The organism is Microvirga subterranea, assembly GCF_003350535.1.
Taxonomy (GTDB): domain Bacteria; phylum Pseudomonadota; class Alphaproteobacteria; order Rhizobiales; family Beijerinckiaceae; genus Microvirga; species Microvirga subterranea.
Window position 1 is genome coordinate 21048 of sequence record NZ_QQBB01000018.1, and the last position, 25409, is coordinate 46456.

Here is a 25409-nt window from a genome sequence, read left to right on the forward strand (position 1 = left end):
CGGTTCACACCACTCCCGCGTCGACGATATAGTTCTGGCCCGTGCACCGGCGCGCCGCGTCCGAGGAGAGGAACAGCACCATCGCTGCGATGTCCTCCGGCAGGATCTCGCCCTTGATGGACTGGCGCGCCTCGGCCGCCGCCCATTTTTCCGGCGTCCACCACATCTTGCGCTGGCGCTCGGTCATCACCCAGCCGGGTGTGACGCAGTTGACGCGAATGCCATCGGGCCCGAGTTCGCGGGCAAGCGAGCGGGTGAAGCCGATGACCGCCGACTTCGCGGTGGTGTAGGCGATGAGCCCCGGTGCGCCCTGAATCCAGGACGTCGAACCGACATTGACGATCGCGCCGCCGCCGAGGGCGCGCATGCCAGGCGCGACGCCCTGGCTGACGAACATCATCGGCCGGAGGTTCACGGCGAAGCGGTCATCCCAATAGGCCTCGGTCACCTCGTCGAAGCGGTGGCGCTCGTCGTGACCGGCATTGTTGACGCAGATCGAGAACGGTCCGAGATCGGCCGCAAGAGCGCGGATTGCCTCCTGCGTTGCGCCAACCTCGCGCAAATCGACGGAGTGGAAGACGACGCGCGCGCCCGCTGCAACGAGATCGGAGGCGAGCGCCTCCCCGAGGGTCGCGTTGAGATCGAGGAAGGCAACGGTCGTGCCCTGCGTGGCGAAGGCCTCTACGATGGCGCGGCCGATGCCCTCGGCGCCGCCGGTGACGAGCGCAGTGCGAGAGGAAAGGTCAGGAAAGCGGGGCAGGGTCAACCGGCGAACTCCGAGATAGGCAAGCCGGCGGCCGGCGCCGGCATGGCGAAGAGGCCGCCCGAGAAGGGTGCCTCGGTAAGGACGCGGGAGGGCAGGCGGATGCGTGCAGTGGTGATGAAGAGGGTCTTCAAGTCCTCGCCGCCGAAGGCGACGCTGGTTGGGCGCGGCACCGGCAGCCGCACCTCGCGCTCCAGGCGACCGTCCGGGTCGTAGCGGCGCACGCACCACCCGTCCCAGATAGCGCACCACAGGAAGCCTTCGCTGTCGACGGCAAGGCCGTCCGGTCGCCCCTCTGAGGCGTCGATCTCGGCGAAGATGCGGCGGTTGTCGATGGCGCCGGCGGCGAGGTCGAAATCGTAGGCGTGAATCCGGCCGGGGGCGGAATCGGCAAAATAGAAGGTCCGTGCGTCGGGGCTCCAATCGAGCCCGTTGGCCACGGTGAAGCCGGCAGCCACCCTCTTCCACGAGCGATCTCCGGCGATGGCGTAGAGGGCGCCGGTGGCGCGGCTCGCGTCGAGCCGCATGGTGCCGCCCCACAGACGGCCGAGCCGGTCGCACTTGCCGTCGTTGAAGCGATTGTCGGGAATGTCTGCCTCCGGGTCGACGAGGGGCTCGAGGCGCCCGCTGTCGAAGTCGAGGGCCTCAAGCCCGTCCTGCGTGAGAGCAGCGAGGCCGCCGCCGCGACGCGGCACGACGGCGCTGACGAGGCGGGGCAGCACAATCTCCTCGTTAGTGCGCGTTGCGGGGTCGAAGCGATGGACCGATGGGGCGAGGATATCGACCCAGTAGAGCCGCTTCTCGTGCGGCGCCCAGACCGGTCCCTCGGCGAGATGCGCGCCCCACGGCAGAACGCATTCCACCCCGCTGTCGGAGGGCGGCCCGATCCGGCTCTGCGGATTGATGTTCATAGGCATGGCGCCAACATTACCGGAGATTTGACGTGCGGCCGCCATCAGATCGCGGCCGGTGGTGTGGAGCCGGTCGTTGGACAGGCGCGAGCTCGGCCCGAACACGCCGATGGCGGCAATCGCCCGGCCGGTATGATCGAAGATCGGAGCCGCGACGGAGACGACCCCAGCCACGTGCTCCTCTAGGGAAATCGCATAGCCCCGCGCCCGGGCGAGGGCGAGATCGGCCATGAGCGCCTCCCCATCCACGATGGTGCGATCGGTGAAGCGTTCGAGCGTCTTGTGGTCGATGAGAGCCCGCCGCTCGTGCGGGGAGGCGAAGGCGAGGAGCGCCTTGCCGCCGGCAGTGCAGTGCAGCGGCGCCCGGCGGCCGATCTCGATCCTGAAACCGAAGGCGCCGCCGCGGCTCTTCTGGTCGATGTAGAGCACTTGGTCGCCGTCAATGGAGCACAGAGCGACGGTTTCGCGGGTCTCGTCGGCGAGGCGCTCGACGACCGGCGCGGCGGCCCCGCGCAGATCGAAGGATTCCCACACCCGGTGCGCCAGCTCGAAGAGACGGTGCCCGAGCCGGTAGGTGTTGTCGCTCTCCTCGTGTCGGATGAGTCGGAACAGGACGAGGGTGTTGAGCATCCGCGCCAGGGTGCCCTTCGGCAAGTTCGTCGCCGCCTGCAGGTCCTTGAAGCGCGGTGGCGTTGCATGCTCGCCGATCACGTCGAGGAGGTAGAGGCCCTTGGCGAGGGCCGCAGCCCCGGTCGGAACCTCCCGCTCCTCCGGCGGCGCCACGCGCGGGTTGTCCACGGCTAGGCGGCCTTCGTCCGTTCCGCGCGGGCGGCGGCGGCCTCCGCGATCATCCGTTCGATCGTCCATGTCGGTTCAAAGCCTAGTTCCGTGCGGATACGCGCGTTGGAAGTCTCGTAGAACACACCGCTACCGGGCAGGTCGACAATCTTCACCGGCAGACCGGTGAGTTTCGCCATGAGGGTGACCGCCTCGGCGAAATCCACCGGGGTAGTGGCCCCGAGATTATAGGTGCAGCCGGCGGCCTTCGGGCTGGAGAGGGCAAGGAGGATGCCCTCGATCATGTCCCGCGTGTCCGTGATGTGCATCTTGAACGGGCGGCCGTTCTCGTTGCGTGAGATCACGAGAGATTCGCGGCCGTCGTCGATCTCCCTGAGACGCTCGACCGCCGCCGCATTGCCGAAGCTCTCCTGCTGACGGATCTTCGGGTGCAAGAAGAAACGCGGTCCTGAGAAGAAGCTCGCCGGGTCGAGGAGTTCGGCGGCGCCCTGGGTATGAGAGAAGCGCAGAATCGTCGCCGGAATGCCGGACACGCGCTCGACGAAGCGCACGATCTCCTCTCCGAGGAGTTTGGTGAGGCCGTAGGGTGAGCGCGGCTTGACGGGATGGTTCTCGTCGACCGGGAGGTAATCCGGGACGTTCTCCGGATAGACCTCGCCGGAACTCGCAAAGATCACTCGCTCCAGGTTGGCGCGAACCGCCTGTTCGAGGAGGATGCGGGTGCCGTCCACGTTCGCCCGGTGCAGTTTGTCCGCGTCGCCGGGAAGCCAGGACATGAAGGCGCCAAGGTGGAGGACGGCGGTCGCGCCCTCCGTCGCGGCGGCGGCAGCCGCCCGGTCGTCGAAGGCGCCGACGACCTCGCGGAAGCGAGGGTGGGCAATGCCTGAGGCCCTAAGGTCGAAGCCTGTCACCGTCTTCCCGTCATCGAGGAGGCGCTGAACCACCTTGGAGCCGACCCGTCCGGCGCTTCCGGTTACGAGGATGGTCATTGATACCTCATTCAGATGGCAATGTGGGTCTGCGCGTCGAAGAGATGGAGGCGCGCAGGATCGAAGGACAGGGTGAGCGGCCCGCTGCCGGCCCGCTCCTCGGGGTTGATGAGCCGGGCGATGATGGTATCGGCGCGCCGGTCGTCGCCCCCTGTGTGGGCGACCTCGACCCGGTTCTCCGGCGGCACGTCCACATAGATGTATTTCTCGCTGCCGAGGCTCTCGACGAGGCGCGGCGTCACCGCGAACGTGACCGGCCCCTCGCCGGCGACGATGTGCTCCGGCCGCAGACCGACCACCACTTCACGGCCGGAAAGGCCCGTGGGCGCCTGAAGGGGCACGTTCTGCCCGAACAGGCGCACCATGGCGCTACCCTGTCCCGGCGCTACGGTCGCCTTGAAGAAGTTCATGCCGGGGGAGCCGATGAAGCCTGCTACGAACAGGTTCGCCGGCTTGCGAAACATCGTGTCCGGATTGGCGATCTGCTGGATGATGCCGTCGCGCATGATCACGATACGGTCGGCCATAGTCATGGCTTCGATCTGGTCGTGCGTCACGTAGATCGTCGTGACGCCAAGGCGCTTGTGAAGGGCGCTGATCTCGGCGCGGGTGTGGACACGCAGCTTGGCGTCGAGATTCGACAGGGGCTCGTCCATGAGGAAGGCCTGCGGCTCGCGCACGATGGCACGCCCGAGGGCGACGCGCTGCCGCTGGCCGCCGGAAAGGGCTTTCGGCCGCCGGTCGAGGAGGTGATCGACGCCGAGGATCTTCGCTGCCTCGGTGACGCGCCTGTCGATCTCCGCAGAGTCCGTGCCGCGCATCTTCAGGCCGAATCCCATGTTCTTGCGCACCGTGAGGTGCGGGTAGAGGGCGTAGTTCTGAAACACCATGGCGATGTCGCGATCGCCCGGCGCGAGATCGGTGACGTCGCGGCCGCCGATGCGGATCGTCCCGGAGGTCGCTTCCTCGAGGCCCGCCAGGATCTTGAGCATGGTAGACTTGCCGCAGCCCGACGGGCCGACGAAGACCACGAACTCGCCGTCGGCGATGTCGAGGGAGAAGTCCTTGAGGACGGTGAGCTGCCCGTAGGACTTGGTCACGTGCTCGATGTGAATGCCGGCCATGCGGCGACCCCTATTTTTCGGCGCCGGCGGTGAGGCCGCCGACAAGATAGCGTTCGAGGAACAGGTAGATGAGGAGGACTGGGAGGGCGACGAGGATCGAGGCGGCAGAGATGTCGCCCCAGTTGGAGATGTACTCGCCCTTCATGGTGGTGATGCCGAGATTGGCGGTCCAGTTGGTCTGCGCATTCGTCAGGAACGTGCGGGCATAGGCATAATCGGACCAGGACAGCACGAAGCCGTAGAGCGCCGTCGCCGCAAGGCCCGGTGCAGAGACCGGAAGGATCACGCGCACCATGGCGCCGAGGGGCGAGCATCCGTCGACCATCGCGGCCTGTTCGAGCTCCCGCGGAATCGTGTCGAAATAGCCCTTCAGCATCCAGGTGGTGAACGGGATGATCAGCGTGGCATGGGCGAGGACGATCGACCACAGGCTCCCTATCAGGTCGAGGGTGCGGAAGATGCCGAATAGCGGGATGACGAGCAGCGTCGCGGGCAGCATCTTCGCCGTGAGGATGAACAGCCCGAGCGATTGGCCACCGCGGACGCGAAAGCGCGATAGGCTGTAGCCGGCGAGCACCGAGACCGTCATTGACAGCAACACGCTACCAAGGGCGGCAAGCGCCGAGTTGCCGAGCCAAAGCAGGATCGGCCGGTCGCTCATTACATCGCCGAACACGTTCCAGCGCGGGATCTCGGGCCAGAACCGGGGCGGCAGCACCCGAAGCTGGTCGGGCGGGGAGATCGCCGTGATGAACAGCCAGTAGATCGGGAAGACGAGGAGGGCGCAGACGAGGATGACCGCCACGTACAGGAACGTCGAGTGGAGGAGGCTACGTTTCATAACGACGACCTCAGATGTTGTCCGGCGCGCGGCCGATCATCAGGCGGCTTGCGATCACGCAGATGATGAGGGTGACGACGCCGATGGCGGAGGCATACCCCATCTTGAAGAAGCCGAAGGCTTGTTCGTACGTCATGATCGAGAGGGTCTGCGTCGCTTTGAGCGGCCCGCCGCCGGTGAGCACGTAGATGATGGAGAAGTCGCGGAAAACCCACAGCATGACGAGAACGAGCGTCACGCCCAGAACGGGCATCAGCGAGGGAATGGTGATGTTGACGAGGCGCTGCCAGGTGTTCGCTCCGTCGACCCGTGCGGCATTGTAGAAATCCTCCGGAATCGACTGCAATCCGGCAAGCATCATGATCGACACGAAGGGATAGCCCTTCCAGATCATGGTCATGCACACGACCATGAAGGCGGCCGCCGGGGATGAAAACCAGTTGACCGTGGTGTCGATGAAACCGAGCTTGATGAAGATCCAGTTCATTAGCCCGAAGGAGGAATCGAACATCCACGCGAAGATCACGACGGCGATGACCTCCGGCACGGCCCAGGGCAGGGCGACGAGGAGGCGAGCCAGGGAGCGGCCTTTGAACTTGTTGTTGACGAGAAGCGCGGTCCCGAGCCCGAGCAGGAAGCAGAACACGCTGACGATGATCACGAGCTTGAGGGTTACCCAGGCCGCATTCCAGAAGTCCGCGGACGTGAACAGCCGCTCGTAGTTCGCGGTCGTGAACGGCCGGCGCGGCTGATCGAGCCGGGCGATGTTCACGTTCTGGAACGAGATGTCCACCGACACGATGAGCGGGTAGACAATGATGAGGCCGATGAGGAGGACGGCGGGCGCGAGAAGAAGATAGCCGAGCCAATGGCGTCGGCTCGGGCGCGCGAGGTCGAGGCTGAATCTCGGCTTCATGGGATCCCCTGTGAAGGAGCCGGCCGCTTTCGCGGCCGGCACTTGGCGCTGGTGGTGCGCGTCACTGCTGCTGAAGGGCTTCCGCCTTTTGCTGCATGGTCGCGGCGACCGCCTTCGGGTCAAGGTCTTGAATGATCATGCGCTGGGCTTCTTCCATGATCATCTTGGAGAACTCATTGAAGTTGATTTCCAACCCCTTGGGGATGCGGTCGACCTTGGCTTTAGCGGCGGCCTGCGTCGCCTGGACAAGGAGCTCGAAGTTCGGGTTCTCGGCCTTGGCAGCCTTGATGTCCGCGCGCGGGCTCGGAGGCGGGGAGGCGCCGAGGGTGGCGTAGGTCGACTGGAGCTGGTCCGAGGTCGCAAGCTTGATGAATTCCCACACCAGCTTCTTGTTCGCCTTGTCGATGTCCGTGGGTATCGCAAGCACGTTGGACGAGCCACCCACCGGCGGGTTGAACGGGACCATCGCCGTCTTGATCTGGTCCTTGGCCTTGCCCTTCTGGATGATCGGCCACAGCCATGGGCCATCCATCTTCAGCGCGATCTTGCCGTCTGCGAAGAGCTGGCGCACCTCGCCCGCCGACATGTCACGGGGCGTGAGGTTGTTCTTGACGATAGTCTTCCAGCGGGAGAGGCCCTCGATCATCTGCGGCGTGTTGATGGTGACCTTGCCGTTCTCGTCCGTCCAGCGTCCACCGGCGTCGAGGGTGTAGTTCATCATCTCGCTGATGTACTGGCCGCCGCCGCCGCGGGTCTCGTGGCCGGTGCCGAACTGATCGATGATGCCGTCGCCGTTGAGATCCTTGGTCGTCTTCTTGGCGGCCTCGAGGAACTCGGCGTAGGTCTTCGGCACCGACAGTCCTTCCTTCTTCAGAAGGTCCTCGTTGTAAGCGAGGAAATACCCGAAGTAGAGCATCATGGTGCAGACGGTCTGCTTGTTCCAGACGCAGGTGTCCTGGCCGGCCCAGCCGTTGAGATCGAGCTTCGATTCCTTGATGTAGGGATCGAGAGGCTCGAGCCATCCGTTGTCGGCGAATTTCTGGAACTCGAACGAGGCGAGGTGGACGATGTCCGGCGGATTGCCGCCGGCGAACAGCGTCGTCATTGTGTCGGCGTAAGCGCCGCGTTCGACTTTCGTCCATTCGATCTTCACGCCGGGATGGGATTCCTCAAACGCCTTGATCACCGAGGCCCACCAGTCGCCGACGCCGCGCTCGTCCTTCTGCCAGGACACGAACTTGAGAACCTTGTTCTGCGCGAACGCCATATTCGTGCTCAGGGCGAGGGCGGCGGTTGCCGCGAGGATGGTTAGTTTTCTTCTCAGCATGGCATTTCCTCCGTTGCGGGTTTGTTTTTATCGATATTGTTGAAGGAGGCTTATGGCCTCCTCGGATGGCTCGACTCCGAGGCCGGGGCCGTTCGGGAGGGTGTAGAAGCCCTCCCGGCAATCCATGTCGCCCGTCACCAACCGGCGGTTCGGCTCGAAGATCGAATGCTGGTACTCGTGGCACGTGACCGCCGACAGGGCGGCGCTCGCATGCAGGCTTGCGGCCATGAACAGGCCGATGCCGATAGTGGCGTGCGGGATCACCTCGAGATGATGCGCCTGGGCGTACTGGCCGATTCGCATGAACTCGGTCACACCCTTGTGACCCATCTCCGGCTGGACGATGCCGCAGGCGCGCTTTTCGACTCTGGCGACGAGGTCGAACACGGTCCGCCATTCCTCACCGGCGGCAACGGTCGTCGTGATGTTGGCTGCGACGCGCGCGAGGCCGTCCACGTCCTCCGGCTTCACCGGCGCCTCGGCGAACCATAATCTATGCGGCTCCATGGCGCGGATCGCGGCGATGGCTTGGTCGGCCGTGTGGGCCCAATGCATGTCGCAGGCGATGCGGGCCGAGGGGCCGAGCGTCTCGCGCAGGCTCTCTATCTCTGCGACAATGCCGTCATCGGCGACGGGCGCTGCGAACTTGAAGCTGGAGAAGCCCTTCGCCTGCCATTCGGCCGCGAAGGCGGCCCGCTCCGTGCGGGTGCGCTTGGGAAGTCCCGAGATGTAGGCCGGCAGCTTCTCATGCCGCTGTCCGCCGAGGAGCTTGACGAGGGGCAGGCCGGAGAGCTTGCCGCACAGGTCCCACAGGGCGATGTCGATCGCGGCGAGCGCGTCGAGGTAGAATCCGCCGGTATAGCCGCGCACGCGCATGAGATCGTAGAGATCCTCGTGGATCACGACGACGTCGCGCGGGTCGCGGCCGACGACGTAGGGGCCGAGGAGATCGTCCACGATCGCCATCGCCGCGCCGGGCGCGACGATGCCGTAGGTCTCGCCCCAGCCGATCGCTCCGTCGGCGGTTTCGATGCGCACGACCACTGTGCGGTCGCTGGTCGGGTAGACCGTGCGATTGCCTTTGCGGACGATGTAGCCCTTCTCGTTCACCGTCTCGCCGGGGCGAGGTTCGCCGAGATAGATGGTCTCGCGCGGAATGGTGATCGAGTAGACCTCGACGGTCTTGACCCGGGTGCTCATTCGGCAGCTCCGGCGAAGGCAGCAGCGCCGGTGGTCAGGAGCGGCGAGGCCAGCTTCAGCCAGGCGTCGATCTCCGACAGATCCATGTCGTCCATGGGCGGCAGCTTCGCCCGCGCAATGCGGCTTGACAGAATACCGCGCCGAGTCAGCACATATTTGGTGAAGGCCATGCGGAAATTGGCCTGGATGACGAGAAGCGGCAGGGTCCGCATGTAGAGATCGCGTGCCTTGGCGATGTCACCCGAGCGGAAGGCGCGGTCGAAGGCGACATGCACGTCGGCGATTTCCACCGCCGGCATCGCGCCGCAGGCGCCGCGCCGATATTCGTCGATGATGTAGCGGGCACCGCCGCCGCCGATGACGCCCTTCAGATGGGCCGGCCGCTCCTTGAGGATCGCGGTGATCGCCGGCCCGGCAGGAAGCGTCTCCTCCTTCACGTAGGTAACCGCCGGATTGTCTTTGACGATGGCGAGGATCACGTCGGGCTTCAGATCCGAGCCGCGCGGCGCCGGCGCATTCTGCAGCACGATCTCGATCTCCGGCACCGCCGCAGCGATGGCCCTGTAGAAGGCCGCCACCGCTGCCGCATCGACGCCAACGCTCTTAGGCGCCTGGATCATCGTGAAGCGAACTCCTGCCGCGAGCGCTTCGCGGGCATGGGCGATCGCCTCCTCGGCGCTCGGGGCGCTGGCGCCTGCGACCACGGGAACGCGCCCGGCCACTCGCTCGACCACCCGCCGCAGGAGGCTCGCCCGTTCGTCGGCACGAAGATCATCGACCTCGCTGGCAAAGCCCGGGAACACGACGCCGTCCACTCCCGCAGCGAGCGCGAAGTCGACGATGCGATCGATGGCGTCGGGGTCGACACCGCCGGTCGTGGAAAAGGGCGTGGGAAGGACGGGAAAGATTCCCTGAAGCATCGCGTTTCCTTTTGGTCCATATGTTGGACTAATTGTTTTTCATATTGGACCTTACGTCTCCCTGGTTTATGGGTCAAGCAGATCGAACAAACGGATGGAAACGTCATGACAGCCAACGCGACCCGCCTTCGGATCATCCTGGATTGGGGCACAACCTCGTTCCGCGCCCTGCTCGTGGCGCCGGACGGCACGGTCCAAGATAGCATCGAGACGGAGATGGGGATCCACTCGGTCAAGGACGGCGACTTCCTCGGTGTGCTCCAACGCGCCATTGCTCCTTGGCGCACGGCCCACGGGCTCCTGCCCGTCTATGCCGCGGGCATGATCGGCAGCCGCAACGGCTGGATCGAGATGCCTTATGTCCCGGCTCCGGCGCGCGCCGAGGATCTCGCTGCACAGGTGAAGATCGTGCCGCTGCCGGATGGCGGCACCATCACTTTCCTGCCGGGCCTCACCGACTGCTCGGCGCATCCGTTCCCGGATGTGATGCGCGGGGAGGAGACCCAACTCGTGGGCCTTGGGCTCGAACGAGACATCACGGTCGTACTTCCGGGAACCCACGCCAAATGGGTCCGTATCGCCGGCGGACGGATCGTCGCGTTCCAAACCCTCGTGACGGGAGAAATCTTCGGCACGCTCTCTCGCCATTCATTCCTGGCGAAGGTGGCGCGCAAGCCGGCGATGCCGGATTGGGACGCTTTCCTCAAGGGCGTCGCCTTGGTTCGCGACGACAAGCGGCCCGCGGGGCTTCTGACACATCTCTTTGCCGTGCGGACCGGCTGGCTCTCGGGCGGCCTCGTGCCGGAGCAGATGACCGATTACCTGTCTGGCCTTGTCGTGGCATCCGAATTCCAGGAGGCAAAGGCGCTCGAATGGTTCAAGGATGGCGAGCGCATTGCCGTCGTCGGCGACGACGATCTCGTCGAGGTCTACGAGCGGGTCGCCGGCGCGTTCGGGCTCAGCCTCGAACCCGCCCCGGAGGATGCTGCTGTGCGCGGCTGCCTGATCATCGCGCGGATCGCCGAAGAACGCTATCCTACAGTATTAGCCGGCGCGGATCGGCAGAGGCGAGCGTGATGGGGCAGGGGTCCAAGGCCGGAGACCGGGAACGGCTGGGACTTTTTTAGACGTTCCTCGCTGCCACCGCTGGGGTCGGGAGCAACTTCTGCTTTCAGCTTCTCGGGGCGCTGCCGATCGCGGATAACATCGGGCTTTGTCGCAAATCCGATATTGGAGCGTGGAAGTAGCAGGTGCCTTGCGATGCACTCACGCGCCAAGCAAGTGAAACTGCTCGGCGAGCGATGGTTGCCCATTGCAGGCATACTTCGCCTGTTGTTTGCGCATCATGTGGATCATCTCGATCCCTTCCAGGATCGCACGGGCACTGCCCGTGGACTTAAACCCGAGCATGGGGCGGACCCGCCTCTTAGCGGCACAATGATCCTGCTCGATCCGATTGTTGAGGTAGCGACTTTGACCGATGCAGATCGGCTGGTTCTGTTGCAGCTTTGAAGCCTCGCTCACCGCAACTATGAAAACAGGGTGCTAAGAGGGGCTAGCAGTGAAGCAAAGGAACAAGAACCTGTTCAAAGGTCGACAGTTCACGGCTGAGATCATTCTGTGGGCCGTCCGCTGGTATCTGCAGTTCCCGATCACCTATCGCGATCTCGAGCGCATGTTCTCCGATCGAGGCGTTCAGGTCGAACACACCACTCTGTTTCGGTGGATCCAAGCCTATGCACCGGAGCTGGATAAGCGCATCCGTCCGCATCTGCGGATGACCAACGGCTCCTGGCGGGTCGACGAAACATATATCCGCGCGAAGGGCGAATGGGTTTATCTCTACCGCGCCGTCGACGCGACGGGGCAGACAATCGATTTTCTGCTTTCGCCCAAGCGGGATGCGGCAGCCGCCCGACGGTTCTTCCGCAGGGCATTGGGGCAGCCGCATTCGGTCAATCCTCGGACCATCACGGTCGACAAGAATGCAGCCTATCCAATCGCGACGAGGGTTATGAAGAGGAAGGGGGCGCTATGGCGCTTTGCCAAACTCCGGCAGGTGACGTTTTTGAATAACATCGTCGAGCAGGATCATCGGCGCATCAAGCGTCTGGCTCGCCCTGGACTGGGGTTCAAGAGCTTCTTGACTGCCACGCAGACGATTGCCGGCTATGAGGCTATGGCGATGATCCGCAAGGAACAAGTTGTTGGCGCCCCAGCAAATGACATGGTCACTCAGCGCAATTTCATTGCCACCCTGTTCGGTACAGCCGCATAATCAGCATCCTTGTCTAGCCTCCGCTTGACCTATGTCAGGAGTTGCAACGGAACCCTTGACGGTGCGGTTGCCTCCGCCAGCTTGTTCTTCAGGCCTCTGATTTCCTCGAACCGGCTGGTCACGTCCCTCATAACGGCAGCCAGGCCACACATTGCTCCCCGCTCATCCTTGAGCGGCACGATGGTGAACTCCAGCGAGATCCGTTGGCCGTCCTTGCGAATGCCCGGCACCGACAGCAGATCGCCTTCGCCGTAATGGCTCTCGCCGGTTGCCATGACACGGCGGAAGCCCTCCCAGTGGCGCGGGCGCAGGCGCTCCGGGATGATGAGGTCGAGCGATTGACCGAGGGCCTCCTCCGCGCGATGGCCGAAGATCCGCTCGGCCCCAGGGTTCCACACCTGAATGATCCCGTCGCTGTCCGTCGCCACGACAGCATCCGCGGCCGCAGAAAGAATGGCATCGGCAGCAAGCCGGGAGATATCCATTCAGGCCTCCTTTGCTGCTCAGGTCATATGGGGCGGGCCGGGCAGAATGCCACTTCCGCATCGGAGCAGATCCGCGGCCGGAACGGTCTTTCCTCGCTCGGACCATTCCAGGCTCATTTGATCGTCCGCAGGGGAGCGCCTCTGCAGGGCTGGCACCTGACGAGCCGCGCTTCGGCACGGTATTGCTCGTGCAGCTCGAACCCAAATCTGCCCTGATGATCCCCATTCCTGACCAGCGACCAGAGAACCAAGCTTGCAAATACGGGCCCTCCGCTGCTTCACCCGGCTTTCATGCCTGAAATCGTGTGCAGGCCCCCCAAGGCGGGGCTCACCACCGACATATCGGCGGTGGCGGAATGCACCGCATAGACTGGATAAGAAAATTGGGGCGCGTCACGGACCAGGTGCAGCCGCCCGGATGCGATATAGGGCTCAACCGCGCTCATCCTGAAATAACCGGACCCGCCGACCCCTAGAACATAGTTAAGGGCGAGCGGGCCGAGATCGATAAAAACATCCGGCACGACATCGGGAAAGTTCATGCCGTGGTGAAGCACGAAGTCCGGTCCCCAATCCATGTACACATAGTCCGTTCCGTCCTGGAGGCGTCCATCGGGGTTGGTTGTGAGGAGCACCAGCTTCTCCTCCCGCAGAAGATCGATTCTCAGTCCGGGCCTCTGCTGGGGCGCATACATGATAGCAACGTCGACAAGTCCGGACGCAACCTGGTTAATCAGGTCCTGCGGAACGTCCACATGCACACGAAGGCTGATGTCAGGCATTGAACGGCGTATCCACTGAACCCAGTCCAGCAGAAGCGGCTGCCAGAGGCTTACCTCGCTGCCGACGGTCAACACCGCCCGACGGCCGGGCGGCACCGCGACCTGATGAAGCGTGCGTTGCCACAACTGAACGAACATCGGAGCATGGCGCAGGAACTGCTCGCCTGCTGGCGTCAGCGAGGCTCCGCCCTTATGGCGCACGAAAAGTTGCCGTCCAAGCTGCTGTTCCAGATTGCGAACCCGCGCGCTGACCGTGGTCTGGCTGACGTTCAGCCTCTCGGAGGCACGAATGAAACTCCCAGTCGAAACGATCTCAAGGAACGTTCGGGCAAGTTCAATGTCCATACATCTATAACGATAAAATTGCACTCAAATGTCAATCATATTCGTTTATTCTATGCTTAAAGTTCCTTTAGAGCTACCATTCAGACCTTGAGCGTATTGCGTAGCCCTGACGGCAATGGGCTCGTGCCGGTTCATGGAGCATCTCGTGAGTGCTACGGCACGGCAGAGAAACCGTGATCGGACTGCGAGGGCAGTCTCGCCGGGAACGCCGATCCAGGATCATGAAGCCGCCCTCGCGCCCGGGCGAAGGGGTGGCTCTGGGCAGGCGTCGGGCTGTCGTTCGTGCTGCACGGGGCCGCTGTTTCCATCCTTTTCCTGAAGGAGGCGTTCTCGACGGCAAGCCTGAGCCTTGGTGACTGGTTGCTCTGTGCCGCGGCTGCGAGTTCGGTACTGTGGCTGCGCGAGGCCAGCAAACCTGTGGTTCGCAACGCGAGCCCAGGCCAGACGGCGCGGATCGTCTGATGGGGACAGAAGGTGGGTCCCGAAAGATGGGGCCCCGAAGCTTGATCATACTATTAAAACTCTCCGAAACCGACAAGGCCGCCCATGGCCGGAGTGCCAGCCTCATTCCGGAAGTGTTGCCCCAGGTGCTCTGGGTTGGCTGCCATCTGCGATACACACGCGACCTCAGAGCAAGGCAACCGCGACGGGAAATGCCATCAATGCGCCAACGATCATGCAGGTTGCGACGAGCGATGCCCTCTGGCCCGCCAGCCCACGCACTTTCGACGCGACAGCGCCTGCGGCCATCGTTTGCCCGTTGAGGCATGAACACAGCACGTAATGAGCGTCGCACTCCCGGAGGCCGAAGAAGGTGATCGCGTCGGCGAGGGTGTCGCTTCTCAGGCCTTCAGACCGCAGGACGGGATCTTCGAATGCGACGGTCAGCGCCGAATTGTCTGCCCGGAGGATATCGCGCTGGCGCCCGTGTTCCGTTTCAATCTCTGATAAGGTCTGGATCTGCCGGTCGGGGTTTGCCTCCAGCAGCATGGCCCAACGCTTAATCCGTTCATCACGCGTCATCGGCAGCGGCAGGGTTGACCTAATCTCGGACGCGCTCCGCACTTCACTGATGGGTTGATATTTCATGATGGCCTCCAAGCTGCCCTGCGGCAACGGTGGCAACCCTGCCAATCACGAGATCGGCGCCGCAGGAACTCCTGAAGCCAGGGTAAGTCGTCAGCGCAAGTCAGAAAAATGAATAATCTTGCGAAATCACTGCAAGAATTCAGCTCGTCAGCTTGGGTCTCATCGCTTTGCCGGCAGCAACGTAGCTAACAATAAAATTGCTTTCAAAGGCCAAATTAATTCATTTGGCGCTCAAGCATGATGGGCGCACACTTCCTCGGACTTGACACTTATAAGCCTGACCCTGGCCATACTCCGACCAGTGTACAGGTCAGGCGCGCCATAAGGAGAAGCATCATGCGAACAATCCGGAGAGCCCGTGCGGTCATGTTAACGGCCACGCCTGATCACGAAGTCTGGATGCACCTGGCCCTTAGCGGCAGTGCCTTCACGTTCATTCTCTGGTTCATCTTCGCATCTTGATAGGCCGTTGGCATTGTCCCCAGGGCCGGGGCGAGCAATAGAATACGAGGTGGGTTGCTGACGAAACAGCGGGCCTGAAGGCTGTGATGGATGATCAGGAGGTCGTGCGATCTGTGATCGCCAACGCCACCCAGTTTGCCGCCTAAGGTCCAAGTCCCGCAGCGGCGCTGCAATCAGAGGGGCGCTTGGGTCCGACGAGAGGATGAGCATTGCAGCAGCAGTCCTGACGCCTTTTGCGGAACAGGGGTTCCATGTTGTCTACGTCTGTGGCGAGTTCGCATTTCGATCTACCCGTGCAGCAGATCTGATGACTGCCAGGCTAGTAACCTCCATTTATGGCCACGCTCTCGCCACACCCGCATATTCCTGTGAAGAAACACGTCCTGCTCCAGGCCGATGCGAGCGTGTCCACGCATCAGCCCAACGAGGATCACCAAGTCTCCGTCCACTCGGCAATCGGTTTCTGTGAGGTCAAGATCGGTTGAGTAAGTTAGCTCATGGGAGCGAACAGCAGTAAGGTAGGATTGTTTATCAAAGATCTTTCCCCTGTTGCTGATATAAATGAACTTGTCATCCAGTATGAGCGCCATGGCATCGGCGTCATTGGTGCGGATGGCTTGAAGGCGGACTTGCTCCAGATGTCTGACGGAATCAAGTGCGGTCTGATCCGGATTGCTCATTGTGGCTCCTTAATAGAGTCGTTTCCGAAACTGGCAGATGTAAGATTAGAAGTTCGCTATCTTGGCTCAGCCATCGCTCGCTCGAACTCGACCTCCGCCTTTACCCCTTCAAGGTCCCGGTGAACGACCGCCATTGCCAACTTCTCGGCGCCACGCCGATACGTGATCGTGCAGTCCCTCGCGGCAAGCTGACCCTCGACGTCCACCGTGTCCCACCGTTCGGCATGACCGACGTAGCCGAGACTGAAGTCATATTGTTCAGTCCAAAAGAACGGAACGCAGTCGAAGCGTTCACGCTGTCCGAGAGTGTCGCGCGCCGCGGTCTGACCCTGGCGTTCGGCCACAACCCAATGCTCGACGCGGATGTTCTCCCCCGTGAGCCGATCCGGCCACCGCGCGATATCGCCGGCTGCGAAAATGCCCGGTGCGCTCGTTTGCAGGTACGCATCCACCGCGACGCCCCCGATCGATAGCAAGGCCTGCCTTCTCCGCCAGGGCGAGGGCCGGTGTGACACCGATTCCCACCACGACGAGATCGGCATTGAGCCTTGCTCCGCTCGCCAATGTGACGCATTGCTCGTCGATGGACCTCACCGTCGTCTCAAGGTGAAAGACCACTCCGTGGCCTTCATGCAACCTGCGTACGAAGGTGCCGACCTCCGCTCCGAGCACACGTTCCATAGGTATGCTGTCGGGCGCGACCACATGGACCTCGACATCGCGTGCGCGGAGCGATGCTGCTACCTCCAGGCCGATAAAGCTTGCGCCGATCACCACGGCCTGCCGTGAGCTGTGAGCCTTGGCGACGAGGGCGCGGCTGTCGGCCAATGTCCGCAGATAATGCACGTGGGGAAAGTCGACGCCCGGCACATCAAGGCGCACCGGCTCGGCACCGGTGGCGAGGAGCAGCGCGTCATAGGGATAGCTGCTGCCGTCCACGAGATGCACAACGCTCGCACTCCGATCAATTAGGGCAACGCGCGCATTCAGCTTCAGATCGATACCGCGATGTTCATAGAACTCCAATGGTCGCAAGAGATTAGATGCATCCGACGCGGTGCCGGCGAGGAAGCCCTTTGACAGGTTGGGCCGGTCACAAGGACCTGACTCGTCGGCGCTCAGCATTGTGAGGCGGCCAGAATAGCCCTCACGCCGGAGCATTTCCGCGGCCGCATTGCCCGCCGCACCGCCGCCCACGATCACGACAGATTTCGGCACGTCGGACCTAACGGGGGGTTGTGTTCCCGTAGTCCGTTCGAGCTTCTCCCTAACATAAATGACGCCGTGTTGCCGTTCGACGCGCCAACAGGAGACAGGGTTCAAGGCAGGGGCGCGTAAGGCCTCGCCGGTACGCAAGCAGAACGCAGCATGATGCCAGGGACAGCGGACCGTGTTGCCAACGAGCAAGCCGTCCTTGAGGGGAGCTCCGTAGTGTGTGCAGGCAGCGCCTATCGCGAACACCTCATCGCCACGCCGTGCCAGCAGCACAGCCTTGCCCCCAACGTGACCTGCAAGCATGCCACCGTCTTCCAGATCGTCGAATGCAACCCCCTGGGCAAGATCCGGATTACTGGAGCTTGCGGGCTTGGCCCTCACCTGGTCAAGCAAGCTATAAGTTCCCATGATCGATCTCCCGAACTCTCGGGCGTACACCCAAAGCGCGAGCATGCACTTGGTTATCAGCGTGCGGGCGCCTGTAGGAAGATTGGCGCCGCTCACCAGATCAACATTAACTAGGCAGGCTCTTCCTGCCCTCGGCGAGGTCCGGCGCGGATGTCAATCGACCCGACGTGGTCTACGACAGCAGCGCATTGAACCCGATGATCACCATCGGCCTGTTCACTTCAAGTGACAAACGAATTTGTTTGCCACTTTAAAGCAGTATTATTGGTTGCGATCGCGGAAGAGGTCTGAGCGGACCGCAATCCAACGTTACCAGTTCGAGCGGTGCTGTCCTTTTTCATCTATAGAGGACGAGGGATCGCACCTCATTTGCAAACGTCGCCAGCAGTTCGAGGCCACCGCGCGTCGTTACTCGCGGACTGCAAGGTACGCCGCATGACCGGCGACCTCGGCGGCCGTCGGTTGGTGGCACGGCGCCGAGCATTCGGATCAGGTTCCTTGATCCGAGACGGCGACCCGGTGACGGTAGACCATCTCCCACCCTCGCCAACCTGTGTAGAGCAGGAGGAGAACCACGACGAGCGAGATGACCAGCCCCGTCGGCAGCACGGCAGAATCGCCGGCCTCGTAGCGGCGATACCAGTTCCACAAAGAGAGGAGCACCACGACCATGTTGCCCACCATGTGGTGCCAGGCTGCCGACAGGCTGCGGATCCGCCGGTCGCCGAGGAAGTCGGTCAGGCCGGCAACGGCCGCGAGGGCTGCCATGACGAGCGCCGCGCCCAGGAGGTAGAGCGAGGCCGTGCTCCAGGCGCTGTTGCCCGTGTTCCAGAAAAGCAGGTCACACACCAGGGTAGACACCAGGAACGCGACGGGAAACGGGATCAGCATCGGGTGCAGCGGGTGTCCGGCGATCTGCGCCGTGCTCTGGGGATTGCGGTCTCGTACGGTGTTCTCGGCTCTCATGGCGCTCTCCTCATTCAGCGGGAAGTTTCAAAGTGGTCCCTTTGATCGGACGGCGTCACAGGATGAGTGAAGGCGCGAACATAGGCCTCTTGAACCACATCCTCCGCCTCGGCATCGTCGTTGAGTACGCTTTGGGCAACGCGGTAGAGCTGTCGATTGCGCCTCTGCATGATGAGCCGGACTGCCGCTCCGTCCGATTGCGGGCTCGTTCCCCAGCGCCAGATCATCAATCCCGTCCAATCCTGTTGCTGCCCATTTGATGGGGCCTGCTCACAAAGGTTCCCGAACCTGTGGCTCGTCAGGAACAACGCTCCACAGCATGATGGTCCGGTACTTGGAACGGCCTGTTAGGCTGGAGCGCCCGTTCACGATGATGAGCCCTTCGACGACGGCAGCGAGCGAAGCAGCTGAGATTGAGCCACCGCCTCCGGTCCCGTGCGTTTTGATGCGGAGCCTGATTGGCTCACCAAGCTCGCACGGAGATAGCGGTGGATGAGTGGGAACACCACACCCATCACCAAACCCCAAAGCAATTGGGCCAACAGCAAACCCGCGGCGGGGTAGCCCTGCAGGATGGGTTGGTCGGGCAGCCATTGCAGCAGCGGTATCGGCCCGAGCATCCAGAGCACAAAGCCAAACGCCAGGCCGAAGAGCCAGCCGCCCCGCACGTCGTTGGCCGCGCGCTGGAACAGCCAACCGTACAGGATCCCACCGAGGAGCATCAGGGCAACATAGGCGAGAGCGGCCGCGAACACCGATGTGCCGGCTGCCCGGGCAGGCGCGTCGAGTGCCTGGAACCCGGCGAGGACCGCTAACGCTGGAACAGTGGCGGTCACGCCTGCGATAGCGCCGTTCAAGAGTGGTCGCTGCGTCGGGCCGGCATCCAGCCCATGGGCTTGGAGCATCCTAAGCATGAAGCCGCCTCGCTTGCCGGTTGGTGATCTTCGCGGCTTCTTCCAGCACCACCTCGACGGACGGAGCCCCGTCGAGATCCGCACCGAAGAGGCGCACGAGGTGCTGGTAAGCAAGGCCGACGGTTCGCGGATCGCGGTTGAGGTCGAACAGGCCGACCGGATTGACGTTGCCGAGCGGCTCCCGCAGGGCGATGTCCCAGTCGACCTGATCCGTGAGCGAGTACCAGGTGAAGCCCACGACCGGCACACCGGTTTGACGGATGAGCTGCACATTGTGCCACTGCCGCCACAGCCAGCGCGGCCCGTCGCGGGCGTCCATGCGGTTGGTTTCCGTGTGCATCATTGGCCTGCCATACCGCTGGTAATACTGGCGGGCGACGGCATACCACCCAAACAGCTCGCCCAGTGCCTGCGCATGCCCGGTGTTGTCGATGAGCTTCTCGTTCCATTCGTAGTAGTCGACACCGAGAATGGCCCGCCGGCGAACGTCCTGCTGCATGAACCACGCATACTCCTCAGACGGCATACCGTGCTGGAGGAGATAGGCACGCGTGTCCTCGTGCACCGGACGGGCATAGAGGAGATCCAACGGCAGGAAGCGCCGCTCGTTCTCGAAGGCGGCGATGCGGCGGATCGCGGGATCGGGGCAGCATGGCTGATAGAACTCGCCGCTCTCGCTGTTGACGAACACCGCATCCGGACGCTCGGCTGCAATCGCCTGCATCATCAGGACATTGGCCTTGGCGAGATGGCGGACTGCGGTGACAAAGGCGCGCTCATCGCGGCATTGCTCGTTCCAGAGGCCATCCAACGCGCTGAGTTTGGCGCACACATACATCTCGTTCACAGGGGTGTAGAACTGCACCCACGGGTAGCGTCGGGCGAACGCCCGGGCGTAGTCGGCGAGCGCTTGCGGCACCTCGGGATTCTGGAAGTTCTGCAGCCAGTCGGGTAGGCCGAAATGGCATAGGTCCATGATCGGCGCGATGCCGAGCCGCTGCATCTCGGCGGCGACCTCGTCGAGGAAGGCCCAGTCATATTGGTCCGGGCCGCGATGGATGAGGTGCAGGGGAGGGCCGTAGCGGAGATAGCGCAGGCCGAGGTCCCGCACGAGTTGCAGGTCGGTGCGCCAATGGCGGTAATGGCCGCAGGCCGCCATCTGGTCCATGCGCCATCGTCCGCCCTCCAGCGTGGGATAGCTGCACTCGATGCCGGTCGCGAACATGAACCGATGTTCGGCTATCTTGGGAGCCGCATCGGAGGACGGACGCGAGTTGCCGAGCTGGCGAACCAGGAGTGGCGGCCGGTTCGACGGAAAGCCGACTGGCCGGGTGTAGAGCAGGCCCAGCATGGTGCCCCAGATCAGATGGCCGACGGCGATGGAGATCGGCTCGTGCGCCCCACCGCCCAAGCCGAACAATCCGGAAGCGGACATCTGGCCGCTTTGGACGAGCGGGTGCATCAGGTCGAACTGCGGATGCATGATGAAGATCGCCAGTGGCATGGGTACGAAGGCGAACACCAGGCCCTGCAGGGCAGGGCGGAGCGGCAGGACGGACCAGAAGAAATAGGCATAGAACACGGCCCAGATCGCGCCGACGAGCAGGTGAACCGCCATGCCGGCCAGCCAAGCCTCCCACGCCGGCGCGTGGGGGAGGATCAAGGTCCCGAGCGTCATGACAAGGTCAAAGAACGGTACACCTGCCCGGATCAGCACCCGGGCGATGGCTTCCCAGGCAACAGCACCTGCCATGCCGGCGAGAACCGCCTTCGAGTAGGCAACCGAGCGGATCATGGCGCCCTCCTCTGTGCCTGGTGGGGCCTTAATGGCTGACCATTGGATCGGAAGAAACCAGGAAGGTTCCCGCCGGTGCCAGATCAGCCCTTACGTGCGCCTGACGATGCCCTGGCGCATGATCTCGTCGATGGGCGGGAAGGCTTGGAGAGCGATCTCGGGGATCGCTTCCCCGCCGGCCGCTTGTGCCGACACGCTGGTGGCCGAAGATCGGCCGGGCTGACCGACGATGATCCGCCCGACCATTCCGGCATGCTCGTGCGGGACGCAGTAGAAGTCGTAAATGCCCTCGACGGCTAACGTGACCGAGAAGCTCTCGTTCGGCAGCAGGTAGTCCGAGTCCCAGGGCTCTGCCCCTTCAGGGATGCGCCGCGGACGCTCGAAGTTCTTCGGGTGGTATGCCGTCGCCGTGTGGGAATTCCCTGGATCCAAGTTGATCCAGCGAATCGTCTGCCCGGGCTCGACGTGCAGGCCAACCGGATCGAACCACACCTGCGAGCCATCGGTGTTGCCCTGCATCCAGATCTCGACCGGTTCGCCAGCCCGCAAAAGCCGGGGCCATGCCAGACCGGCGAGGAATCCCCCGCCGATCCGCAGGATGGCTCTGCGCGAGATCGTCACTTCGCCGCCACCCGTTGCTCGTCGGCCTTCGGCACGTGCCACAGGACGACATGGGCGTGGGGCTTCTCGACGCCCGGATGGCCGGCGTTGAAGTAGACGTCGACATGGTCGACCTTGCCACCAGGCGCGGCGAGATCATCGAAGCGCTTGTCCTTGTTCGACAGGTCCTCGATGGGCAGCATGTAGACCGTGCTGACGAGCCGTCCCTCGCGGTCATAGGCGAGGAAAGGCCCGGCCGGCAGGGTCTTGGGATCGACATAAAGCTGACCGAGCCCCGGCAGGAAGTCGGGGATCTTCACAAGTTCGCTCACCTTCTTGTAGGCGCCTGTCGGTGGCGCCTTCTCGACCTGATCGGCGGCCATGGCCGGCATGGCAAGTGCGAGAGTAAGAGCGACGGCGGTGAAGCGGGCGAGCATGAGATCCTCCATGGGGACAGCTGAAAACGCGGGTTACGCAACGCATTGGATGGCGAGCCGATCAAAAGGTTCCCGCCGCACTAAAGTCCTTGGGACGAACCCGACTGTGTCGAGCAGCGGGGAGGACGAGCCTTCGCGCACTCAGAAGACGTAGGAGGCGGGCGGTACGATCGAGAGGTGATCCTCCACGGCCTTCACGCCGGCCTGGTTCTCCGCAGCGAGGCGAATGGCCTGCCGTTCCTCGTCCGACTGCACAATGCCGAACAGGTGAACGACGCCATCCTCGACCACGATGTTCTTCGACAGGAGATAGGCCCAGGGCTGCCCTTCGAGTTCCTCGTTCAGCCGCTCCCGGATGATGCAGTCGGCAACGTTCATCGGCTTCGACACGTCGGTGGTCGCCAGGACCTGAAGCAGGTTGCTTCTGGTCACGATGCCGACGAGCTTCCCATCCCGCAACACCGGGACACGCTTGATCCGGTGTTGCTCCAGGGCGCGGGCCGTGTCGGCGACCGACGTGGTCTCCACCACTGTGACCACCTCTTTCGTCATGACGTCGCTGGCGATCCGGCCGTGTGATTTGGCGTAGTGCTGAGCCAGCACGGTGGGGCCGTTCAGGAAAGTCTGCCACCAGGAGCGGCGCTGTTCACCGACCAATTGGGCATGCCCGATCAGGTCGCCTTCGCTGACAATGCCGAGCAGTTGCTCCTCGTCGTCGACCACCGGAACCCCGCTGATGTGATGGTCGCAGAGCAACTTGGCGATCTCATGGATCGACGTCTTGGGCCTGACCGTGACGACCGCTCTCGTCATGACATCTGCGGCGGTGAGCATGCCTGCCTCCTCTGGGTAGGCGCTGACGAGAGGCTTGTGAAGGTATGCCGGTCATCGGCGCCATCGGTCCACAAGCAAAAGGTACGCTTGATCAGGGTATGTGACAAACGAATAGCTTTGCCGCTTCAGATCACTTTTTTTGCTCCTTGGCTGCTTTTCGGTTTGTCCCGTCGTGCAGAATGACGTTCCTGAGGACAACGGCATCGTTGTGCACCTCGTCATGGGCGGAGAACACCAGGGTGATCCGGCCCTTGCGGGCGCGGGCCCGCAACTCCTCCACCAGATCTTGATGGTCATGGATCTCGGCAGCATAGCGGCGGCAGAACTCGTGCCATCGGTCGGGGGCATGGCCAAACCAGCGGCGCAACTCGGTGCTGGGCGCGATGTCTTTCATCCAGTCGTCGAGAGCAAGGGCCTCTTTGGAGATCGCACGCGGCCAGAGCCGGTCGACGAGAATGCGGATGCCGTCATCCGCGGCAGGCGGTTCATAGGCCCGCTTCAGCCGGACGTTGCCGTTCGGAACCTTTGTGCTCATCGGAATGCTCCAGGCCAGAGATCAGCGGCAGGGCGCACCATGGCCGTCTCATCGCGTATTGCCTACCGATCCTCGGACAGAGAGGCGATCATGATGGCGGCATGGGCGTAGGCCGCTCCTGCCCGCATCTCCGCCGCGACCCAGACCGCCTCCATGAGCTCCTGCGCGGTCGCGCCCGCATGTTGGGCCGCTTTGGTGTGCCCCGCGATGCAGTAGGGACATTGAGTGACGTGTGCGACGGCGACGGCAATCAACTGCTTTGTCTTGGCGTCCAGAGCACCATCCGCGAACAGTTGGCGTCCGAAAGACTCGAACGCGGCCTGGACATCGGGCGCAAGATCCCGGCGTTTGCGGGCTGCCTCAGGAGACGGCTGTGGGTATAGTGTGGCGGTCATGGTCATTTCCTCACGAAACCGAGGTCGGTGTCGTTGAGCAGCACGGACACGGGCGACGCCCGGTTATCGGGAGATGCTCCAACCTCAACCTCCAATCTCACCTGAACGGCGGTAAGTCGGATCTCGGGTGAGGGCGCCGGCGCGGTTTGGCGGGGATCCTTGCCGCTGGCGGGCGCGCCTTCGGCAGCCGCTGTCGCACTGCCTCGGCGGGCCTTCAGGTGAAGGTCTGCCACGTTGATGAGTTGAAAGAGATAGAAGCCGTTCCATTGAACACTGGCTTCCGCCGCTTCGTGGTTGAAGCTCAAGGGTCCGATGACACTCTCGTTGACCCGTCCGACGAACTCCCATGGCGGGCCGGTGATGAACAATGGGACCGGTCGATCTTCCGGAACAGCGCAGATGAGCTCATCCCGATCCGCGCGGCGGAACAAGTTGTAGGTTCGCATGGCCAACCTCCCGTTGTCGCGACGCCCCTCAAGCGTGAGGGTGGACCAGCCGGTGCGCCTGAGACGCCACTTGGTCCCTCGACAACATCAACAAAGTTCGTCCCGAGGTGCCTATGTGGCAAACGAATTCTTTTGAACATTCCGAGCGGAATTTCTGCATCTTCACGGATCTGATTGCCGTTCGAACCGCAATCCCGAGATGATCCGGCAGCCAGCAAAATTTTTGCATTTATTCGGCAAAAGAATTTATTTGCCACACTTATGCTCGTGCTCGAACGTGGTCATGTTTCGAGAGTGTCTCTTCATGCCCGACAGAGTTCAGCCGCTCGCAGTTCACGCCGAGGCCCATGGGGCTCCCTCGTTCTGGCGCCGGTGGTTCTATTCCACAAACCACAAGGATATCGGCACGCTCTACCTGATCTTCGGCTTCACGGCCGGCATCATCGGCGGCCTCCTGTCGATTGCGATGCGCCTGGAGCTGCAGGAACCGGGTCTGCAGTTCTTCTCCAACCCACAGGCCTACAACGTCTTCGTGACGGGCCACGGCCTCATCATGATCTTCTTTGTTGTGATGCCCACGCTGATCGGCGGCTTCGGCAACTGGTTCGTGCCGCTGATGATCGGCGCGCCCGACATGGCCTTCCCGCGGATGAACAACATCTCATTCTGGCTGCTCGTAGCGGCCTTCGCCCTGATGCTCTGCTCGCTCTTCACCGAGGGTGCGCCAGGCTCGACCGGCTTCGGCGGCGGCTGGACGGCGTACCCGCCGCTCTCGGTCACCGGACATCCCGGCCCGGCCTTTGATTTTGCGATCTTCGCAATTCACCTCTCGGGCGCCTCTTCGATCCTCGGCGCGATTAACTTCATCACCACGATCCTGAACATGCGCGCTCCGGGCATGACGCTGCACAAGATGCCGCTCTTCGCCTGGGCCATGCTCGTCACCGCGTTCCT

The 25409-nt window shown here is 63.0% G+C and carries 27 protein-coding genes and 3 pseudogenes; 4 read left to right on the top strand and 26 right to left on the bottom strand.

The window, feature by feature from the left end; translation table 11 throughout:
- Positions 1–4: 4 nt before the first annotated feature.
- From DES45_RS23390 to DES45_RS23430, 9 genes are all read right to left on the bottom strand, one after another.
- Positions 5–766, bottom strand: coding sequence for an SDR family NAD(P)-dependent oxidoreductase (locus DES45_RS23390; protein ID WP_114773156.1), 762 nt, complete (start codon positions 764–766; stop codon positions 5–7).
- Positions 763–2541, bottom strand: coding sequence for an SMP-30/gluconolactonase/LRE family protein (locus DES45_RS23395; protein WP_425374307.1), 1779 nt, complete (start codon positions 2539–2541; stop codon positions 763–765). Before DES45_RS23395 ends, DES45_RS23390 begins: the two co-directional genes overlap by 4 nt.
- Positions 2475–3461: an NAD-dependent epimerase/dehydratase family protein gene (locus tag DES45_RS23400; RefSeq protein WP_114773158.1), complete on the bottom strand. Its 987-nt coding sequence runs from the start codon at positions 3459–3461 to the stop codon at positions 2475–2477. The genes DES45_RS23395 and DES45_RS23400 overlap by 67 nt, the downstream gene beginning before the upstream one ends.
- A gap of 11 nt (positions 3462–3472) precedes the next feature.
- Positions 3473–4585, bottom strand: a complete 1113-nt coding sequence (locus DES45_RS23405) for an ABC transporter ATP-binding protein (RefSeq protein ID WP_114773160.1) — start codon at positions 4583–4585, stop codon at positions 3473–3475.
- A gap of 10 nt (positions 4586–4595) precedes the next feature.
- On the bottom strand, positions 4596–5426 hold the full coding sequence (locus DES45_RS23410) for a carbohydrate ABC transporter permease (protein WP_114773162.1): 831 nt from the start codon (positions 5424–5426) through the stop codon (positions 4596–4598).
- Between the two features lie 10 nt (positions 5427–5436).
- A complete protein-coding gene (locus tag DES45_RS23415) occupies positions 5437–6342 on the bottom strand; it encodes a carbohydrate ABC transporter permease (RefSeq protein WP_114773164.1) in 906 nt (301 codons plus the stop codon).
- A gap of 61 nt (positions 6343–6403) precedes the next feature.
- Entirely contained in the window at positions 6404–7669 is a 1266-nt protein-coding gene (locus DES45_RS23420) for an ABC transporter substrate-binding protein (protein WP_114773166.1), read from the bottom strand.
- Between the two features lie 27 nt (positions 7670–7696).
- Positions 7697–8869 (bottom strand): mandelate racemase/muconate lactonizing enzyme family protein, encoded by a 1173-nt coding sequence (locus DES45_RS23425; protein WP_114773168.1) that lies wholly within the window; start codon positions 8867–8869, stop codon positions 7697–7699.
- Entirely contained in the window at positions 8866–9789 is a 924-nt protein-coding gene (locus DES45_RS23430) for a dihydrodipicolinate synthase family protein (protein ID WP_114773170.1), read from the bottom strand. The genes DES45_RS23425 and DES45_RS23430 overlap by 4 nt, the downstream gene beginning before the upstream one ends.
- A gap of 105 nt (positions 9790–9894) precedes the next feature.
- Here DES45_RS23430 and DES45_RS23435 point away from each other — a divergent pair, with 105 nt between their 5' ends.
- Positions 9895–10866, top strand: a complete 972-nt coding sequence (locus DES45_RS23435) for a 2-dehydro-3-deoxygalactonokinase (protein ID WP_114773172.1) — start codon at positions 9895–9897, stop codon at positions 10864–10866.
- A gap of 189 nt (positions 10867–11055) precedes the next feature.
- On the opposite strand, the pseudogene DES45_RS23440 reads toward DES45_RS23435, so the two are convergent.
- Positions 11056–11280 (bottom strand): annotated as a pseudogene (locus DES45_RS23440) (DDE-type integrase/transposase/recombinase); the annotation flags it as partial.
- Positions 11281–11350: 70 nt separating this feature from the next.
- Between DES45_RS23440 and DES45_RS23445 the strand changes: the two are divergent.
- Positions 11351–12067, top strand: coding sequence for an IS6 family transposase (locus tag DES45_RS23445; protein WP_114773174.1), 717 nt, complete (start codon positions 11351–11353; stop codon positions 12065–12067).
- Positions 12068–12096: 29 nt separating this feature from the next.
- Here DES45_RS23445 and DES45_RS23450 read toward each other — a convergent pair whose 3' ends face one another.
- Together DES45_RS23450 and DES45_RS23455 are read right to left on the bottom strand one after the other, a co-directional pair.
- Complete coding sequence (locus tag DES45_RS23450; protein WP_114773176.1) at positions 12097–12552, bottom strand: PAS domain-containing protein; 456 nt, start codon at positions 12550–12552, stop codon at positions 12097–12099.
- 278 nt (positions 12553–12830) lie between these two features.
- The gene (locus DES45_RS23455) at positions 12831–13679 is read right to left on the bottom strand and encodes a LysR family transcriptional regulator (RefSeq protein ID WP_114773178.1); all 849 of its coding nucleotides are present in this window, start codon (positions 13677–13679) and stop codon (positions 12831–12833) included.
- Positions 13680–13934: 255 nt separating this feature from the next.
- On the opposite strand from DES45_RS23455, the pseudogene DES45_RS23460 reads away from it, so the two are divergent.
- Positions 13935–14141, top strand: a pseudogene (locus tag DES45_RS23460) (cation transporting ATPase C-terminal domain-containing protein); the annotation flags it as partial.
- A 165-nt stretch (positions 14142–14306) separates the two neighbouring features.
- On the opposite strand, the gene DES45_RS23465 reads toward DES45_RS23460, so the two are convergent.
- The 14 genes and pseudogenes from DES45_RS23465 to DES45_RS25930 form a co-directional block, all read right to left on the bottom strand.
- Complete coding sequence (locus tag DES45_RS23465; RefSeq protein ID WP_173946571.1) at positions 14307–14768, bottom strand: hypothetical protein; 462 nt, start codon at positions 14766–14768, stop codon at positions 14307–14309.
- Between the two features lie 749 nt (positions 14769–15517).
- On the bottom strand, positions 15518–15910 hold the full coding sequence (locus tag DES45_RS23470) for a nuclear transport factor 2 family protein (protein WP_114773182.1): 393 nt from the start codon (positions 15908–15910) through the stop codon (positions 15518–15520).
- 56 nt (positions 15911–15966) lie between these two features.
- Entirely contained in the window at positions 15967–16311 is a 345-nt protein-coding gene (locus DES45_RS26255) for an oxidoreductase C-terminal domain-containing protein (RefSeq protein WP_425374309.1), read from the bottom strand.
- Positions 16202–17533 carry an FAD-dependent oxidoreductase gene (locus DES45_RS23475; protein WP_425374308.1) on the bottom strand — a complete coding sequence of 444 codons (1332 nt, stop codon included), beginning with the start codon at positions 17531–17533 and terminating at the stop codon, positions 16202–16204. Before DES45_RS23475 ends, DES45_RS26255 begins: the two co-directional genes overlap by 110 nt.
- Positions 17534–18022: 489 nt before the next feature.
- Entirely contained in the window at positions 18023–18499 is a 477-nt protein-coding gene (locus DES45_RS23480) for a DUF2231 domain-containing protein (RefSeq protein WP_114773184.1), read from the bottom strand.
- A gap of 62 nt (positions 18500–18561) precedes the next feature.
- Positions 18562–18726 (bottom strand): annotated as a pseudogene (locus DES45_RS26185) (sigma factor); the annotation flags it as partial.
- Between the two features lie 138 nt (positions 18727–18864).
- Positions 18865–19356 (bottom strand): hypothetical protein, encoded by a 492-nt coding sequence (locus DES45_RS23490; protein WP_245571865.1) that lies wholly within the window; start codon positions 19354–19356, stop codon positions 18865–18867.
- A gap of 49 nt (positions 19357–19405) precedes the next feature.
- Positions 19406–21208 (bottom strand): family 1 glycosylhydrolase, encoded by a 1803-nt coding sequence (locus DES45_RS23495; protein ID WP_245571866.1) that lies wholly within the window; start codon positions 21206–21208, stop codon positions 19406–19408.
- A gap of 90 nt (positions 21209–21298) precedes the next feature.
- Positions 21299–21829: a plastocyanin/azurin family copper-binding protein gene (locus DES45_RS23500; protein ID WP_114773190.1), complete on the bottom strand. Its 531-nt coding sequence runs from the start codon at positions 21827–21829 to the stop codon at positions 21299–21301.
- Positions 21826–22245, bottom strand: coding sequence for a DUF5602 domain-containing protein (locus tag DES45_RS23505; RefSeq protein WP_114773192.1), 420 nt, complete (start codon positions 22243–22245; stop codon positions 21826–21828). Before DES45_RS23505 ends, DES45_RS23500 begins: the two co-directional genes overlap by 4 nt.
- A 141-nt stretch (positions 22246–22386) precedes the next feature.
- The gene (locus DES45_RS23510) at positions 22387–23079 is read right to left on the bottom strand and encodes a CBS domain-containing protein (RefSeq protein WP_114773194.1); all 693 of its coding nucleotides are present in this window, start codon (positions 23077–23079) and stop codon (positions 22387–22389) included.
- Between the two features lie 130 nt (positions 23080–23209).
- Positions 23210–23614, bottom strand: a complete 405-nt coding sequence (locus tag DES45_RS23515; RefSeq protein WP_114773196.1) for a DUF488 domain-containing protein — start codon at positions 23612–23614, stop codon at positions 23210–23212.
- 62 nt (positions 23615–23676) lie between these two features.
- Complete coding sequence (locus tag DES45_RS23520; protein ID WP_114773198.1) at positions 23677–24009, bottom strand: carboxymuconolactone decarboxylase family protein; 333 nt, start codon at positions 24007–24009, stop codon at positions 23677–23679.
- A 2-nt stretch (positions 24010–24011) separates the two neighbouring features.
- Entirely contained in the window at positions 24012–24455 is a 444-nt protein-coding gene (locus DES45_RS25930) for a hypothetical protein (RefSeq protein WP_245571867.1), read from the bottom strand.
- A 304-nt stretch (positions 24456–24759) separates the two neighbouring features.
- Here DES45_RS25930 and DES45_RS23530 point away from each other — a divergent pair.
- Positions 24760–25409: cbb3-type cytochrome c oxidase subunit I (locus DES45_RS23530; RefSeq protein ID WP_210210265.1), on the top strand; the 650-nt coding region annotated here is incomplete at its 3' end.

Excerpts from the sequence above, each read along its gene's own strand:
- DES45_RS23395 (WP_425374307.1), bottom strand. The coding sequence starts at position 2,541 with ATGGACGATCGAACGGATGATCGCGGAGGCCGCCGCCGCCCGCGCGGA.
- DES45_RS23400 (WP_114773158.1), bottom strand. The coding sequence starts at position 3,461 with ATGACCATCCTCGTAACCGGAAGCGCCGGACGGGTCGGCTCCAAGGTG.
- DES45_RS23405 (WP_114773160.1), bottom strand. The coding sequence starts at position 4,585 with ATGGCCGGCATTCACATCGAGCACGTGACCAAGTCCTACGGGCAGCTC.
- DES45_RS23410 (WP_114773162.1), bottom strand. The coding sequence starts at position 5,426 with ATGAAACGTAGCCTCCTCCACTCGACGTTCCTGTACGTGGCGGTCATC.
- DES45_RS23415 (WP_114773164.1), bottom strand. The coding sequence starts at position 6,342 with ATGAAGCCGAGATTCAGCCTCGACCTCGCGCGCCCGAGCCGACGCCAT.
- DES45_RS23420 (WP_114773166.1), bottom strand. The coding sequence starts at position 7,669 with ATGCTGAGAAGAAAACTAACCATCCTCGCGGCAACCGCCGCCCTCGCC.
- DES45_RS23425 (WP_114773168.1), bottom strand. The coding sequence starts at position 8,869 with ATGAGCACCCGGGTCAAGACCGTCGAGGTCTACTCGATCACCATTCCG.
- DES45_RS23430 (WP_114773170.1), bottom strand. The coding sequence starts at position 9,789 with ATGCTTCAGGGAATCTTTCCCGTCCTTCCCACGCCCTTTTCCACGACC.
- DES45_RS23435 (WP_114773172.1), top strand. The coding sequence starts at position 9,895 with ATGACAGCCAACGCGACCCGCCTTCGGATCATCCTGGATTGGGGCACA.
- DES45_RS23450 (WP_114773176.1), bottom strand. The coding sequence starts at position 12,552 with ATGGATATCTCCCGGCTTGCTGCCGATGCCATTCTTTCTGCGGCCGCG.
- DES45_RS23455 (WP_114773178.1), bottom strand. The coding sequence starts at position 13,679 with ATGGACATTGAACTTGCCCGAACGTTCCTTGAGATCGTTTCGACTGGG.
- DES45_RS23465 (WP_173946571.1), bottom strand. The coding sequence starts at position 14,768 with ATGAAATATCAACCCATCAGTGAAGTGCGGAGCGCGTCCGAGATTAGG.
- DES45_RS23470 (WP_114773182.1), bottom strand. The coding sequence starts at position 15,910 with ATGAGCAATCCGGATCAGACCGCACTTGATTCCGTCAGACATCTGGAG.
- DES45_RS23475 (WP_425374308.1), bottom strand. The coding sequence starts at position 17,533 with ATGGGAACTTATAGCTTGCTTGACCAGGTGAGGGCCAAGCCCGCAAGC.
- DES45_RS23480 (WP_114773184.1), bottom strand. The coding sequence starts at position 18,499 with ATGAGAGCCGAGAACACCGTACGAGACCGCAATCCCCAGAGCACGGCG.
- DES45_RS23495 (WP_245571866.1), bottom strand. The coding sequence starts at position 21,208 with ATGATCCGCTCGGTTGCCTACTCGAAGGCGGTTCTCGCCGGCATGGCA.
- DES45_RS23505 (WP_114773192.1), bottom strand. The coding sequence starts at position 22,245 with ATGCTCGCCCGCTTCACCGCCGTCGCTCTTACTCTCGCACTTGCCATG.
- DES45_RS23510 (WP_114773194.1), bottom strand. The coding sequence starts at position 23,079 with ATGCTCACCGCCGCAGATGTCATGACGAGAGCGGTCGTCACGGTCAGG.
- DES45_RS23515 (WP_114773196.1), bottom strand. The coding sequence starts at position 23,614 with ATGAGCACAAAGGTTCCGAACGGCAACGTCCGGCTGAAGCGGGCCTAT.
- DES45_RS23520 (WP_114773198.1), bottom strand. The coding sequence starts at position 24,009 with ATGACCGCCACACTATACCCACAGCCGTCTCCTGAGGCAGCCCGCAAA.
- DES45_RS25930 (WP_245571867.1), bottom strand. The coding sequence starts at position 24,455 with ATGCGAACCTACAACTTGTTCCGCCGCGCGGATCGGGATGAGCTCATC.